Consider the following 13,596-nt stretch of genomic DNA (forward strand, 5'->3'; position numbering starts at 1 on the left):
CGCACAGCGCGACTTGGCAAGCACAACGCGCTCCCCTACCCTGACCGGCACATCCATCGACACCCAATCCCATGCGCAAACTGCTGATTGTCCTGGCCTCCGCCCTGTTCGCCGGCGTGCTGGCCAGCTACGCGATCTGGACCGACAAGCGCCCCGTCGGCCATTACCTCTCCGACCTGCGCAGCGAGGTGGCCCTCAACCTCGGCCAGCCCGGCGGGCGCGGCAACCTGCTGGGCATCCAGCCCGAACTCTTCGCCGCCGACTACCAGAGCGTGGAGCGCCTGCGCCTGAAGCTTGCGGCCTACCTGGAGAAGGCCCGGGACGAAGGCCTGCTCAACGAGCGCACCGTCGTCGTGCTGCCCGAGCACATCGGCACCTGGCTGGTGGCCGCCGGCGAGAAGGACCAGGTCTACAGCGCCCACACCCTGGATGACGCCATGCTCTGGCTGGCCGCCGCCAACCCGATGAGGCTCGCCCGCGCGCTCGTCGCGGCCGAAGGCGAGCAACGCCTGGTCGATGCCCTATTGCGCATGAAGGCGACGCGCATGGCCGGCGACTACCAGGCCCTGTTCGGCGGCCTCGCCCGGGAGTTCGGCATCACCCTGGTGGCGGGCTCCATCCTGCTCCCAGCGCCGCGCGTCGAAGGGGGCAGACTGCTGGCCGAGAGCGGGCCGCTGTACAACGTTAGCCTGGTGTTCGACCGCCACGGCAGGCCCGTCGGCCAGCCCCAGCGCAAGCTCTTCCCGATCCGTGACGAACAGGGCTTCACCGCCGCCGCAGGAATCGACCAGCTCCAGGTGGTCGACACCCCGGCCGGGCGGCTGGGCGTGCTGATCTGCGCCGACAGCTGGTCCCCCGAAGGCTACGCGGCGCTGCACGAACAGGGCCTCGAGTTGCTGGCAGTGCCGGCCTTCCTCACCGGCAACGGCAGCTGGAGCAAGCCCTGGAACGGCGAAAAAGGCGCGCCGACGCCCGATGACGTGAGCCTGCAGGCCGGCGCACTCAGCGAAGGCGAAGCCTGGCAGCGCCTGGCCCAGGCCGGGCGCCTGCCGGGCAGCGGCGCCCGCGCCGGCATGACGGTCTTCCTCCGCGGCCAGTTGTGGGACCTGGGCAGCGACGGCCCCGGCCTCGCCGCCGATGCCAACGGCATCCACATCGCCGAGGCCGGTCGCGGCGCGAAGCTGCTGAACATCTGGCTATGAAACCGACACGGGTACGCCTGGGCGACCTCTCGGTGGGCTTCGTGCAGAACCTCGCCGAGGCGGTGCGCGACGCCGGCCGGGATCCGGCCCCCCTGCTCGCCCAGTACGGGCTGGACGCCGCCCGCCTGGCCGAACCGCGCGGGCGTCTGTCGATCCCCCGCTACATGCGCCTGGGCCACGCCGCGATGCAACTGATCGGCGACCCGGCGCTGGGCCTGCGCATGGGGCGCATCAGCCGGCTGAGCCAGGTCGGCCTCACCGGCGTCACCGCGATGCAGGCGCCCAACGTGCGCGAGGCGGCTCGCACGCTGATCCGCTTCGAGCCGCTGTACGCCCACAACTACCGGGGCCAGTCGAGCTTCCACGAGGACACCGACGGTGCCTGGTTGCGCTTTTATTCCATCAGCCCGTACAACGCCTACAACCGCTTCGTGGTGGATTCGGTGCTGGCCAGCTGGGCCTGCCAGTTCGGCATGCTGGTGGGCGAACCGCTGGCGGTGGAGAGGGTGGAGATCGAGTTTCCCGCCCCCGACTACGCCGAGCGCTACTCGGAACTGTTCGGCTGCCCCGTGGAGTTCGCTGCCGGCGCCAACCAGTTGCGCCTGTCCCAGCCGACCCTCGCCCTGCGCGGACGCGAGCACTGCCCCAGCACCTGGCGACAGTTGCTGGAGCTGTGCGAGCAGGAACTGGAGCAACGCACCCGCACCCGCAGCCTGCGCGAACGCATCACCCAGTTGCTGGGGCCCCTGCTGCACGGCCGCGAGCCGGACCTGGAGGAGGTGGCCGCGCGCCTGCAACTGCCGACCTGGACCCTGCGACGCAAGCTGGCGGAGGAAGGCACGCAGTTCCGCAGCATCCTCAACGACACCCGGCGGGACCTGGCCATGGCCTATATCCGCGACACCGAACTGGCCTTCGGGGAAATCGCCTACCTGCTGGGCTTCGCTTCGGCCGAAGCCTTCCAGCGCGCATTCAAGCGCTGGAGCGGCAGCACCCCCGGTGAGTTCCGCCGCGCCCAGCGCCAGGCGGGCTGATCACATCTCGGTGGCGTCGTCCGCCGGCTCCACCCCGTCCTGCTCGCTGGCGTGGAAGTCGAGAATTTCTTCCTGATACTCATCCATCATCACTCTCCCGTTCTGTCGCTCCCTGAATGAAACAAGGACCGTGCCAAAAGGGTAACGAGTGCGGGTGACCGAAAAATTAACCCAGGACAATGCCCCGCGAAGTCGATCGGTGCCGAACCCTGCGAGTTGCATTTTTTCGAGACAAAGAAAAAGCCCCCAGGTATTTCTACCTGAGGGCTTTCCTTTATATGGCGCAGCGGACGGGACTCGAACCCGCGACCCCCGGCGTGACAGGCCGGTATTCTAACCGACTGAACTACCGCTGCGCGTCGGTTGGACTTTCGTCCGGTGGAACCTTTGCTTCGTCTGGCGATGAGAGTTTCGAGCTTCTCGTCACCTCATGCCCGGCAGAACCTGGCATGGGAAATATGGCGCAGCGGACGGGACTCGAACCCGCGACCCCCGGCGTGACAGGCCGGTATTCTAACCGACTGAACTACCGCTGCGCGTCGGCCGGACTTTCGTCCGAATTCACAAGGGATGGTGGGTGATGACGGGATCGAACCGCCGACCCTCTGCTTGTAAGGCAGATGCTCTCCCGGCTGAGCTAATCACCCATCGCCTTGCGAGGCGCGCAATTTACGCAGAGGCCCCACCTAAGTCAACACCCTGCTTGAAGTTTTTTCTCGGAATCGTTTTTTGCACGCCTCCGACAGCCCCTTCGATGGCAGCGTCCGCCCAGGGGAAAACGGTGCCGTCGCAGCGATCACCGATCACCACCGGCGATCACCAGGCCGGTGCACGACGGTGCCTCCGGCCACAGGAAGGTGCATTCAGCCACCGACGCGCAAGGTCAGACGCGCCGTCACCTGTCCTTCATCCGCGCGGTCGAGGCCGGCCTCCTCGATGCGCACGCCCTGGGCTTGGAGGCCGGCGAACCAGCGCAACAGACGAGCGAAGCTGGTGGGCTGCAGGCTGACCTGCACCTGCCCCGGTGCGTCGCTGTCCATGCGTTCGACCGACAGCCCCTGCTCGGCGGCACTGGCGGTGACCAGCCCCTGCAGGCGCTCCGGTTCGACGCTGGCCTGCGGCGTTTCCTGGATGGAGCGGGCTCGCGGTGCCTGCTGCTGCATATAGGCATGCAGCGCACGCTGCTGCTCGAAATACTCGCGGGCACTGACAACACCCTGCTGAGCCGGGCGCCAAAGCGCCAGGTAGAGCAACACCAGCAACAGGAAGCCGCCCAGCGACATCAGCGCCAGGCGATCACGGGGTGGCAGCGCCTTCCAGCGCCCGGCCAGCGCCGATGCCTGCCATTGCGCCTGCACCCTGTCCTTGAAAACCATGGCCATGCTCATCCTCCGATCACCAGTCGTGCGCTCACCGCATTGCCTTCGCGGCTGGCCGAGCCCAGCTGCACGGCCAGCCCGGCGGCGATCAGCCGCTCGCGCAAACGCTCCAGGGCGTCGAAGCCAGGGGCCTGCACCTGCATCGCCAGGTCACCCCGGGTGTCGCTGAAATCCAGTTGCTGCACGCGCACCTGGGCCCCCTCCGCCAGCAGCGCCTCGGCTGCCTGGTCGAGCATGCCGAGCAAGCGGCCCTGTCCCGACACCGAGCTGGCTGCCAGGTGCTGGTCGAACTGCGCACGCAGGTTGACCAGCTTGCTGTCCTGGGGAAACAGCTCGCGGTACAGCGCCTCGTTGGCCGCTGCATAGCGATCGCCCTCGTGCCGCAAATGCCAGCCCTGGGCCAGGTAGAACCCCCATTGCAGCACCACCCAGAGTCCGACCAGCCCCAGCAGCGGCCGCAGGAAGCGTTGGTGGCGATGTTCCTGGCGCACCTCGAACTCCGCCTGGGCCAGTTCGCTGCCCGAACGTCCGGCGAGCCAGAGGTGCGGCTGCGCGTGCTCCTGCCAGTGCTCGATGCCGTCGAGCACCTGCCGTGCCTGGGGCGCATGCCCCTGCAGCGGCAGCACGCAGGCATCGCGCAGGTGCGGCCAGTCCTCGTCCAGCAGGGCGATACGCGCGCTCTGCTCGCCACCCAGCAGCCAGCGGCCATCCAGCCAGCACAGCTGGGTGCCTTCATCGGGCAGCAGGTCGGCGTCCACCTGCAGGCTGGTGGGTACCGAGCCCAGCTCCGCTGCCAGGTCGACCCAGGCGCTCAGCCAGGTGCGGCGCACGGCGAAGATGCGGTGCAGGCCATCCGGCAGGCTGCCGCCAAGGGCCAGGTGCAGGCTGTCGACGTCTTCGGCCAGCAACTCCTCCACCGCGAAAGGCAGCGCCTGGCGCAGCCAGCGCGCCTTCTGCGTGGGCAGGCGCGCGGCGCAGGCAGTCACCGCCTCCACCGGCAATACCAGGCGCCAGTCACCGGAGAGCGCCGTCACCGCCGCCGCGAATGGCAGTTGCCGGGCGTCACCCCCCTGCACCAGCCAGACCTCCAGCTCGCCTTCGACGCGCGTGACCGCCGCCGCCGGCAGGAAAATACTTGCCTGCTTCATTCTTCGTCCTTTTCCTTGAGAAGGGCCGGCGGCAATCCGCCCTGCCCCATGTCGCGGGAAAGCACCCGCACGCGGCCGTCATTGCTGCGCTGCAGGGTGCTGACCAGTACCTGGCGTCGTCCGCCCAGATGCACTTCGCTGGTCACCCGGAAATATTCGCTGCCCACCGCCAGGCCCTGCGCCTGCAACCCCATGCCGGCCAGTGCCGACTGCCCGAGGAAGGCGTCCAGGGTCTGGAAGCCGGCCTTGCCCCGGGCCGCCACCAGCGCCTCCCCCACGCTGGGCGTGAGGCTGTCGGCCAGGCTGGAAAGCACCATCGCGCCAGCGGTGTTGACGTTGAGCGTGGCGTCGTCCGGCAGCGCACTGACGTAGGGCAGCAGGCGACGATAGTCCGCCTCGGTCATGCCCGCCAGCAGGCGCAGCTCGGAGACGTCGACCATGGCACGGTTGGCTGCCCGGTAGGGCGGCTGGCTCAGCAGGTATTCGTTGTCTTCGGCGCCATTGGCCCCGGTGGGCTCCTGGTCCTTGTCGAGCCAGTCCACCAGGCGCTCCGCATAGGGCCCCTCGATCTGCAGGCGCAGCAGGAGGCGACGGAACTGCTGCAACGACTGCTCGTTGACCCGCCCCTGGCGCACCAGGGCGTTGAGGTTGAAGCGCGAGGTGGCGTCCTCGATGCGCACCAGCAGCTCGCCGCCGTCATCCAGCGGGAAATTGTTCAGCGGTCGTGCCCAGGCTTCGCCGAGGTGGTCCACCGGGGTGCGCGGGTCGCCGGCACGCAGGTCGCGCTGCAGCATGCCACGGGCAAGCGCTTCGCCGCCCAGCGCATAGTGCAGGGCCTGGCGCGCGTGCAACTGGTTGGCGCTGGAACGGATCGCCAGCTGTTGCCGCGCGATCATGCCGGCACAGACGACGGTCACCACCGCCACCACCAGCAGCACCGTGATCATGGCCATGCCACGCTGCCGCGTCATGGCGCACCACCGTCGTCGGGCGGTACGTCGCCGCCGTCATCGCCACCGCCGTTGTCGGGGACCTGGGGCTGCCGCTCCGGCGGCTCGTCCACCAGGCGCAGCACGCGGCGCAACTCGCCGTAGCGGCGGTGTTCGAGGGTCAGCTCGATGGCCCGGGGCAGCTTCTCCAGGCTCTTGTCGCCGGTCTCGCCGTCGGCCGGCCAGACCTCCACCCAGTTATCGGACTTGTCGAGGTAGCGCAGCTTGAGGCGGGTCACGCCGTCCAGCGCCTGCTGCACCTGCGGCTGGCTGTCCTGGGCCTGGTCGAGCACCGTCCAGTAGCGGCGCTCGAGCTTCTCCCCGGACAGTTGCCAACGCACCCGCTGCAGCCGAGAACGCGGGGCGCCAAGCGGATTGCGCCAACCGCCACGGCTCAGTTCGATGGCATCGTTGTCGCCGCTCTCGCCCACCAGCGCCCCGCGCCACTCACCGTAGGCATCGCGCACGGGGCGTGGATTCACCTGCTGCAGGTCACGCTCGATGGCCGCCATTGCACGCACCAGCTCCCGCAGCTGCTGTTCCTGGGCGCGGGTGGCCCGGTCGCTGGCGAGCACGCTGTCGAGCATGCGGTAGGTGCCCAGTGCCAGCAGCGCGAAGATGGCGATGGCGATCAGCAGTTCCAGCAGGGTGAAACCGGCGGAGCGCTTCATTGGCGGGTCTCGATGAAGCCGACCAGGCGCGCGGCGGCACGCTCCTCCAGCTTGCCCCGGGGGCCCCGGTCGTTGCGCTGGGCCACCCAGAGCGTGGCGCGGCGCAGGGCCGGGTCTGAGGTCGCCTCCACCTGGCTCTGCCACTCCCAGCGGCGCCCGGCGAAATCCAGCTCGCCCTGGTCGCGCCCGTCCCCCGGCGGCGTGGCGGCCAGCTGCATCTCGGTGAGGCGGTTGTCGGCGATCCACATCGCCAGGGTCTTGTCCTCCAGCCGCGCGGCGTTCTGCAGGCTGCGCGCGCTGGTGGCCAGCACGGACGCGGCGACCACGGCGAAGATGGCCAGGGCCACCAGCACTTCGAGCAGGGTGAAGCCGCGCTGGGTGCTCATCCCGCCCTCCCCTTGCCCGGCATCGCCTCGACCCTGGGCAGGCGGAAGCCGTCGCTGCTCATCTGCAGGCGCAGGCCGTCCTTGCGCCGCTCGCCCAGTTCCAGGCGGAACGGGCTGAGCTCGCCGCTGGAGAGGATCAGCAACTGCGGCGTCCGGGGCTGGTCCTTGGGTTTCTCCTCCTCGTCCGCCACCGGCCCGGGCAACGCCAGCGCGGCGCCTTCGAGTTCGAACTTCAGCTCGGCCCAGGCCGGCAGCTTGTGGGTTTCATCCCCCACTTCCTGCCAGCGCGCCTTCGCCTCGTCGAAGCGCAGCACGCGGTAGCCGTCGCCCTCCAGGCGCAGGCCGTACTCGCGGTTGTCGAGCACGGCTTCGTCCACCAGCACGCCGATCAGCCCGGCCAGGCGCTCGGCTTCGTTGTTCAGTTCACGGGAGGGGCCGGCCACGCCGGTGCTGAGCACCGCCAGCCCGACCAGGCAGCCGATGATCACCAGGACCACCAGCAACTCGATCAGGGTGAAGCCGCCCTGCCCCGTGGCGGGCGGGCAGCCTGGGCAGCGCGGCCGTGGGTGCATCAGTTTTCCCAGTTACCGATATCGGCGTCGGCATCGGTGCCGCCTTCCTTGCCGTCGGCGCCGAAGGAGTACAGGTCGTAGGGCCCCTTGGTGCCGGGTGCCAGGTACTGGTAGGGGTTGCCCCAGGCATCGACCGGCAGGCGCTTGAGGTAGCCGTCCTTGTTCCAGTTCTTCGGCTGCGGGTTGCCGCTGGGCTTCTTCACCAGCGCCTCCAGGCCCTGCTGGGTGCTGGGGTAGGCGAAGTTGTCGAGCTTGTACATGTCCAGCGCGGCGCCGATGGCCTTGATGTCGCCCTTGGCGACGGTGACCTTGGCCTGGTCCGGGCGGTTCATCACCTGGGGCACCACCAGGGCGGCGAGGATGCCGAGGATGACCACCACCACCATGATTTCAATGAGCGTAAAGCCCGACTGTTTGCGGCGCAGTTTCACGCGATTACCCCACGAGTTGGTTGAGAGAAAGGATCGGCAGGAGGATGGCGAGGACGATGACCAGCACCACCGCGCCCATGAACACCAGCATGAAGGGCTCGAACAGCCCGACCAGCAACGCGATCTGCGCGCCGAGGTCGCTTTCCTGGTTGCGCGCGGTACGCGCCAGCATCTGGTCCAGCTCGCCCGAGCGTTCGCCGCTGGCGATCATGTGCAGCATCATCGGCGGAAACTGGCCGCTGGCTTCCAGCGCGCGGGTCAGGCTGCCGCCTTCGCGGACCTTCTGCGCCGCCAGCACCACATCGGCGCGGATCACCCGGTTGGCGATGACCTCGGCACCGATGCCCAGCGCCTCCACCAGCGGCACGCCGCTCTGGGTGAGGATCGCCAGGGTGGAGGCGAAGCGCGCGGTGTCGGTGGCGCGCACCAGCCCGCCCACCAGCGGAATGCGCAATACCAGGCCATGCCAGCGGGCACGCACCGCCTCCTCGCGCAGCGCCAGGCGCGCGCCGACGAATGCCGCGATGAGCACCAGCGCCACCAGCCAGCCCCAGTGCTTGACCAGGTCGCTGAGGGCGATGAGGCCCCGGGTCAGCAGCGGCAGGGTCTGCCCGGAATCGATGAACACGCGCACCACGTCCGGGACCACGTAGCCCAGGAGGAAGGAGACGATGCCCAGCGAAGCGCACATCAGGATCACCGGGTAGAGCAGCGCCAGCTGGATCTTCTGCCGCGACTGCTGGCGTTGCTCGGTGTAGTCGGCCAGTTGCTCCAGCACCGGGCCGAGGTGGCCGGCGTGCTCACCGGCCGCGACCGTGGCGCGGTACAGCTCGGGGAACGCGGCGGGGAATTCGCGCAGGCTGCCGGCCAGGCTGTGGCCCTCCAGCACGCGTGCGCGAACCGCCAGCAGCATCGACTGGATGCGCGGCGAGGTGGACTGGGCGGCAGCGGCGCGCAGCGCTTCCTCGATGGGCAGCGCGGCCTGAACCAGGGTCGCCAGTTGCCGGGTCACCAGCGCCAGGTCGCGGGCGGACAGGCCACGGGTGAAACCGAAGCGACCGCCACTGGCGGCCTGCTCGCGGGTGCGGGTGGCCTTCACCTCCAGGGGGGCCAGCTGCTTCTCCCGCAACAGCTGGCGCACCTGGCGGGCACTGTCGGCCTCGAGCACACCCTTTTGCGGGCGCCCACGGGCATCCAGGGCGAGGTATTCGAAGGCGGCCATTTATTCTTCCTGGGTCACGCGCAGCACTTCTTCCACCGTGGTCACGCCTTCGAGCACCTTGCGCTTGCCGTCGTCACGGATGCTGGGACCGAAGCGGCGTGCATGGCGGGTCATCTCCTGCTCTGCAGCGGCGTTGTGGATGAGGGTGCGCATGTGGTCGTCGAAGACCACCAGTTCGTAGATGCCGGTACGCCCGCGATAGCCCTGCTGGTGGCATTCGGCGCAGCCACGGGCGTGGTAGAGGGTCGGCGGCTGCGCCGGGTCGATGCCCAGCAGCGCGCATTCGGCGGCGTCGGCGCTGTAGGGCGCCTTGCAGTGATTGCAGAGCACGCGCACCAGGCGCTGGGCGAGCACGCCGAGCAGGGAGGACGACAGCAGGAAGGGCTCGACGCCCATGTCCACCAGGCGGGTGATGGCGCCGATGGCGCTGTTGGTGTGCAGGGTGGAGAGCACCAGGTGGCCGGTGAGCGAGGCCTGCACGGCGATCTCGGCGGTCTCGTGGTCACGGATCTCGCCGACCATCACCACGTCCGGGTCCTGGCGCAGGATGGCGCGCAGGCCACGGGCGAAGGTCATGTCGACCTTGGCGTTGACCTGGGTCTGGCCGATGCCTTCGAGGTGATACTCGATCGGGTCCTCGACCGTGAGGATGTTGCGCGTGCGGTCGTTGAGGGTCACCAGGCTGGCGTACAGCGTGGTGGTCTTGCCCGAGCCGGTGGGCCCGGTGACCAGCAGGATGCCGTGGGGCTTGCGCACCGTGGCCTCCATCAGTTCGCGATCACGCGCGCTCATGCCCAGGTGCTGCAGGGTGAGGCGCCCGGCCTGCTTGTCCAGCAGGCGCAGCACCACGCGCTCGCCGTTGGCCGAGGGCAGCGTGGAGACGCGGATGTCCACCTCGCGCCCGGCCACGCGCAGGGAGATGCGGCCGTCCTGCGGGACGCGCTTCTCGGCGATGTCCAGCTTGGCCATGACCTTGATCCGCGACACCAGCAGCGCCGCCAGTTCACGCTTGGGTTCGAGCACCTCGCGCAGGATGCCGTCGACACGGAACCTCACCACGAGGCGCTTCTCGAAGGTCTCCAGGTGGATGTCCGAGGCGTTCTCGCGTATCGCCTCGCCGAGGATGGCGTTGATCAGGCGGATGATCGGCGCGTCGTCCTCCTGCTCCATCAGGTCGGTGGTCTCCGGCATCTGCTCGGCGAGCGCGGCCAGGTCGAGGCTGCCGCCGAGGTCTTCGGCGAGCTGCATGGTGGCGGAGGAGTCGTGCTGGTAGGCCTGGGCCAGGGCCTGGTCGAAGGTTTCGGCGGGCAGCGGGCGCAACGGCAGCGAGCGACCGACGAAGCGCCGGGCCTCGGCCAGGGCGACCAGCTCGGCACCTTGGCGATGGGCCAGGCAGGGCTCGACGCCATCCTGCAGGAAGACGCCGTGGCGCTTGGCGAAGCCGAACGGCAGGCGCCGCAGCGGCGCCTCGATCGAAGAGGGGTTCATCCGTGTAATGCCTTCATGAAATCACCTGGGGCAATTATCACAACACTGCCTGACGGTTGTGCGGCAATCCCTGCCATTTCTCTTGTCGTTGTGATCGGGCGCGCACGCAAACCCGTAAAAAATCTGGAATATTCTTAGCACATCGACCTCCACGACACACGTGCCAGCGAGTTGTAGCGTGATTGCGTCGTACTGCTATGATTCAGCACTTTCGCCGATCCAGAAAACCAAGAACGACTCGCGGAGAACCCCCAACTTGCCCACACCTGGTGCTCGACACTGGCTGCAACAGCATTCGCCTGCGCTGCTGGGCGCGGGCCTGGTGATCGCCATGAGCCTGAGCCTCGCCTGGCAATCCGCCGACTGGATACGCTTGCTCCGCAATTCACCCGTCACCAGCAGTGACCCCACCCTCGAGGCCGTGGTTCCAGCCAGCCTGGAACGCCTCGAACCCCTGTTCGGCCCGAGCCGCGTGCAGAGCGATGCGCCGCCACCGGCGACCAACCTGCGCCTGACCCTGCTGGGCAGCTTCATCAATGCCGACCCGGCGCGCTCGAGCGTGATCATCCGCACCGAGGGCGAAAAGCCCCGGCGCCTGCACAGCGGCGATGAGCTCAGCCCCGGCGTGAAGCTGCACGCCGTCTACCGCGACCGTGTGGAGATCGACCGTGGCGGCCGCCTCGAAACCCTGACATTCCCCCGGGCGCGCCTGGCCGCCCCCGGATCGCCCGCCATGGAGGCGGAGCAGGCGAACGATGCTGTGAACGACCTTGGCGGCCTCCAGGAGGAGAACGCCGCCGAGCTGCGCGAACGCATGGAAGCACTGAGAAAACAGATGGAAGAATCCGGTGGCCTGCCGCCGGACTTACCGCCCGAACAGCCCCCGGAAAGCGAATGAATCAATGCCCACACTCCTCTCGCGCCTGAGTATCGCCCTGCTGGCCGCCGGCCTCGCTACCGCGCCGCTGCCCCTGCTGGCGGCAACCCCGCAACCCCAGGCCGAAAGCAGCCAGCAGGATGGCTGGACGATCAACCTCAAGGACGCCGACATTCGCGAGTTCGTCGACCAGGTGGCCGACATCACCGGCGAGACCTTCATCGTCGACCCCCGGGTCAAGGGCCAGGTCAGCGTGGTGTCCAAGGCGCCGCTGAGCCTCTCTGAGGTCTACCAGCTGTTCCTCTCGGTGATGGCCACCCATGGCTTCACGGTGGTCACCCAGGGCGACCAGGCACGCATCATCCCCAACGCCGAGGCCAAGTCCGAAGCCGAGGGCGGGCCGGCCGCGCCGGACAAGCTGGAAACCCGGGTGATCCAGGTGCAGCACACGCCGGTGACCGAGCTGATCCCGCTGATCCGCCCGCTGGTGCCGCAATACGGCCACCTCGCCGCCGTGACCTCGTCCAACGCCCTGATCATCAGCGACCGCAGCGCCAACATCGCGCGGATCGAAAGCCTGATGAGCCAGCTCGACCAGAAGGGCGACCGCGACTACACCGTGCTCAACCTGCAGAACGCCTGGGTGATGGACGCCGCCGAGGTGCTCAACAGCGCGGTCAGCCGCGGCCAGGCCAAGGGCACCAACGCCGCCCAGGTGATCGCCGACGCGCGCACCAACCGCCTGATCATCGTCGGCCCGCCTTCGGCACGCGCCAAGCTGGTGGCACTGGCGCAGTCCCTCGATACCCCGACCTCACGCTCGGCCAATACCCGCGTCATCCGCCTGCGCCACAACGACGCCAAGGCCCTGGCCACCACCCTGGGCGAGATTTCCGAGGGCCTGAAGACCCCGGAAGGCGGCGGTGAGCAACAGGGCAAGCCGCAGAACATCCTCATCCGTGCCGACGAGAGCCTCAACGCCCTGGTCCTGCTGGCCGAACCGGACACGGTCAACGCGCTGGAGGACATCGTCCGCCAGCTCGACGTGCCGCGCGCGCAGGTGATGGTGGAAGCCGCCATCGTGGAAATCTCCGGCGACATCACCGACGCCCTCGGCGTGCAGTGGGCCGTCGACGCCCGCGGCAAGACCGGCGGCCTGGGCGGGGTCAACTTCGGCAACACCGGCCTCTCGGTGGGCACCGTGCTCAACGCCATCAAGGACGAGAAGCTGCCGACCACCCTGCCCGACGGCGCCATCATCGGCATCGGCACCGACCACTTCGCCGCCCTGGTCACCGCACTCTCGGCCAACAGCAAGAGCAACCTGCTGTCCACGCCGAGCCTGCTGACCCTGGACAACCAGAAGGCGGAAATCCTCGTCGGCCAGAACGTACCCTTCCAGACCGGCTCCTACACCACCGATGCGGCCGGGGCCAACAATCCCTTCACCACCATCGAGCGCAAGGACATCGGCGTGACCCTCAAGGTCACCCCACACATCAACGAGGGCGCCACCCTGCGCCTGGAGATCGAGCAGGAGATTTCCTCCATCGCTCCCAGCGCCACCCTCACCGCCCAGGCGGTGGACCTGATCACCAACAAGCGCTCGATCAAGAGCACCATCCTCGCCGAGGACGGCCAGGTGATCGTGCTCGGCGGCCTGATCCAGGACGACGTCACCACCACCGACTCCAAGGTACCGCTGCTGGGCGACATCCCCCTGCTCGGCCGCCTGTTCCGCTCCACCAAGGACAGCCACGTGAAGCGCAACCTGATGGTCTTCCTGCGCCCGACCGTGGTCCGCGACCGCGCCGGCCTCGCCGCGCTCTCGGGCAAGAAGTACAGCGACATCCGCGTGCTGGGCGACCAGAGCGACAGGGAGAACCGCCCGAGCATCCTGCCGCGCAGCCCGGTGCAGCTGTTCGACGGCGGCCAGGGCACCCCGGCCATCGACGTGCGCCCGCCGGAAAGCCCGGCGCCCTGATACCCGAGCCCCTGGAAAACCAACGGGTGGCAGTGCGAAGGCACTGCCACCCGTTTTTTGTTTGTGCCGGAAGCCTGTGGAACGATCGGGAACGGTGCGTACCGGGGGCTCCGCACGGTGGAGGTAAAGAGCGACCTCCACCCTGCATCTGCCAGAGCGATGTGCCCGGCTGGTAGGTCGGGTGAAACCCGACGCCCGCGCACGAGAGCCCCG

Annotated in this window: 13 protein-coding genes and 3 tRNA genes; 4 read left to right on the top strand and 12 right to left on the bottom strand. The window is 68.5% G+C overall.

Features of this window, described 5'->3' with window-relative positions; genetic code table 11:
* Positions 1 to 71 precede the first annotated feature (71 nt).
* Together DMX10_RS01310 and DMX10_RS01315 are read left to right on the top strand one after the other, a co-directional pair.
* Positions 72 to 1,202: a carbon-nitrogen hydrolase family protein gene (locus DMX10_RS01310; RefSeq protein ID WP_111259407.1), complete on the top strand. Its 1,131-nt coding sequence runs from the start codon at positions 72 to 74 to the stop codon at positions 1,200 to 1,202.
* Positions 1,199 to 2,236: an AraC family transcriptional regulator gene (locus tag DMX10_RS01315; protein WP_111259408.1), complete on the top strand. Its 1,038-nt coding sequence runs from the start codon at positions 1,199 to 1,201 to the stop codon at positions 2,234 to 2,236. The genes DMX10_RS01310 and DMX10_RS01315 overlap by 4 nt, the downstream gene beginning before the upstream one ends.
* A gap of 279 nt (positions 2,237 to 2,515) precedes the next feature.
* Here the strand turns inward: DMX10_RS01315 and DMX10_RS01320 are convergent.
* The 12 genes from DMX10_RS01320 to gspE form a co-directional block, all read right to left on the bottom strand.
* Positions 2,516 to 2,592 (bottom strand) — tRNA-Asp (locus DMX10_RS01320).
* Positions 2,593 to 2,695: 103 nt separating this feature from the next.
* A tRNA-Asp gene (locus DMX10_RS01325) sits at positions 2,696 to 2,772 on the bottom strand.
* A 35-nt stretch (positions 2,773 to 2,807) separates the two neighbouring features.
* A tRNA-Val gene (locus DMX10_RS01330) sits at positions 2,808 to 2,883 on the bottom strand.
* A 216-nt stretch (positions 2,884 to 3,099) separates the two neighbouring features.
* Positions 3,100 to 3,624, bottom strand: a complete 525-nt coding sequence (locus DMX10_RS01335) for a type II secretion system protein M (RefSeq protein ID WP_111259409.1) — start codon at positions 3,622 to 3,624, stop codon at positions 3,100 to 3,102.
* On the bottom strand, positions 3,621 to 4,763 hold the full coding sequence (gspL, locus tag DMX10_RS01340) for a type II secretion system protein GspL (protein ID WP_111259410.1): 1,143 nt from the start codon (positions 4,761 to 4,763) through the stop codon (positions 3,621 to 3,623). Before gspL ends, DMX10_RS01335 begins: the two co-directional genes overlap by 4 nt.
* Positions 4,760 to 5,734 carry a type II secretion system minor pseudopilin GspK gene (gspK, locus tag DMX10_RS01345; protein WP_111259411.1) on the bottom strand — a complete coding sequence of 325 codons (975 nt, stop codon included), beginning with the start codon at positions 5,732 to 5,734 and terminating at the stop codon, positions 4,760 to 4,762. The genes gspL and gspK overlap by 4 nt, the downstream gene beginning before the upstream one ends.
* Complete coding sequence (gspJ, locus tag DMX10_RS01350; protein WP_111259412.1) at positions 5,731 to 6,423, bottom strand: type II secretion system minor pseudopilin GspJ; 693 nt, start codon at positions 6,421 to 6,423, stop codon at positions 5,731 to 5,733. The genes gspK and gspJ overlap by 4 nt, the downstream gene beginning before the upstream one ends.
* A complete protein-coding gene (gene gspI, locus DMX10_RS01355; protein ID WP_111259413.1) occupies positions 6,420 to 6,809 on the bottom strand; it encodes a type II secretion system minor pseudopilin GspI in 390 nt (129 codons plus the stop codon). Before gspI ends, gspJ begins: the two co-directional genes overlap by 4 nt.
* A complete protein-coding gene (gene gspH / locus DMX10_RS01360; RefSeq protein WP_111259414.1) occupies positions 6,806 to 7,381 on the bottom strand; it encodes a type II secretion system minor pseudopilin GspH in 576 nt (191 codons plus the stop codon). Before gspH ends, gspI begins: the two co-directional genes overlap by 4 nt.
* Positions 7,381 to 7,767: a type II secretion system major pseudopilin GspG gene (gene gspG / locus DMX10_RS01365; protein WP_021218561.1), complete on the bottom strand. Its 387-nt coding sequence runs from the start codon at positions 7,765 to 7,767 to the stop codon at positions 7,381 to 7,383. The genes gspH and gspG overlap by 1 nt, the downstream gene beginning before the upstream one ends.
* Positions 7,768 to 7,816: 49 nt before the next feature.
* Positions 7,817 to 9,034, bottom strand: a complete 1,218-nt coding sequence (xcpS, locus tag DMX10_RS01370; protein WP_111259415.1) for a GspF family T2SS innner membrane protein variant XcpS — start codon at positions 9,032 to 9,034, stop codon at positions 7,817 to 7,819.
* Positions 9,035 to 10,522, bottom strand: coding sequence for a type II secretion system ATPase GspE (gspE, locus tag DMX10_RS01375; protein ID WP_111259416.1), 1,488 nt, complete (start codon positions 10,520 to 10,522; stop codon positions 9,035 to 9,037).
* Between the two features lie 256 nt (positions 10,523 to 10,778).
* Here gspE and DMX10_RS01380 point away from each other — a divergent pair, with 256 nt between their 5' ends.
* Positions 10,779 to 11,420 (top strand): type II secretion system protein N, encoded by a 642-nt coding sequence (locus DMX10_RS01380; RefSeq protein ID WP_256604740.1) that lies wholly within the window; start codon positions 10,779 to 10,781, stop codon positions 11,418 to 11,420.
* 4 nt (positions 11,421 to 11,424) lie between these two features.
* Entirely contained in the window at positions 11,425 to 13,383 is a 1,959-nt protein-coding gene (gspD, locus tag DMX10_RS01385) for a type II secretion system secretin GspD (RefSeq protein ID WP_111259417.1), read from the top strand.
* Positions 13,384 to 13,596: the final 213 nt, after the last annotated feature.

Source organism: Pseudomonas sp. 57B-090624 (genome assembly GCF_003234055.1).
In the GTDB taxonomy this organism is placed as follows: domain Bacteria; phylum Pseudomonadota; class Gammaproteobacteria; order Pseudomonadales; family Pseudomonadaceae; genus Metapseudomonas; species Metapseudomonas tohonis.

Coding starts and splice junctions, on each gene's coding strand:
- gspK (WP_111259411.1), bottom strand. CDS start 5,734: ATGACGCGGCAGCGTGGCATGGCCATGATCACGGTGCTGCTGGTGGTG.
- gspI (WP_111259413.1), bottom strand. CDS start 6,809: ATGAGCACCCAGCGCGGCTTCACCCTGCTCGAAGTGCTGGTGGCCCTG.
- gspJ (WP_111259412.1), bottom strand. CDS start 6,423: ATGAAGCGCTCCGCCGGTTTCACCCTGCTGGAACTGCTGATCGCCATC.
- gspD (WP_111259417.1), top strand. CDS start 11,425: ATGCCCACACTCCTCTCGCGCCTGAGTATCGCCCTGCTGGCCGCCGGC.
- DMX10_RS01310 (WP_111259407.1), top strand. CDS start 72: ATGCGCAAACTGCTGATTGTCCTGGCCTCCGCCCTGTTCGCCGGCGTG.
- DMX10_RS01335 (WP_111259409.1), bottom strand. CDS start 3,624: ATGAGCATGGCCATGGTTTTCAAGGACAGGGTGCAGGCGCAATGGCAG.
- xcpS (WP_111259415.1), bottom strand. CDS start 9,034: ATGGCCGCCTTCGAATACCTCGCCCTGGATGCCCGTGGGCGCCCGCAA.
- gspE (WP_111259416.1), bottom strand. CDS start 10,522: ATGAACCCCTCTTCGATCGAGGCGCCGCTGCGGCGCCTGCCGTTCGGC.
- DMX10_RS01315 (WP_111259408.1), top strand. CDS start 1,199: ATGAAACCGACACGGGTACGCCTGGGCGACCTCTCGGTGGGCTTCGTG.
- gspG (WP_021218561.1), bottom strand. CDS start 7,767: ATGGTGGTGGTGGTCATCCTCGGCATCCTCGCCGCCCTGGTGGTGCCC.
- gspH (WP_111259414.1), bottom strand. CDS start 7,381: ATGCACCCACGGCCGCGCTGCCCAGGCTGCCCGCCCGCCACGGGGCAG.
- gspL (WP_111259410.1), bottom strand. CDS start 4,763: ATGAAGCAGGCAAGTATTTTCCTGCCGGCGGCGGCGGTCACGCGCGTC.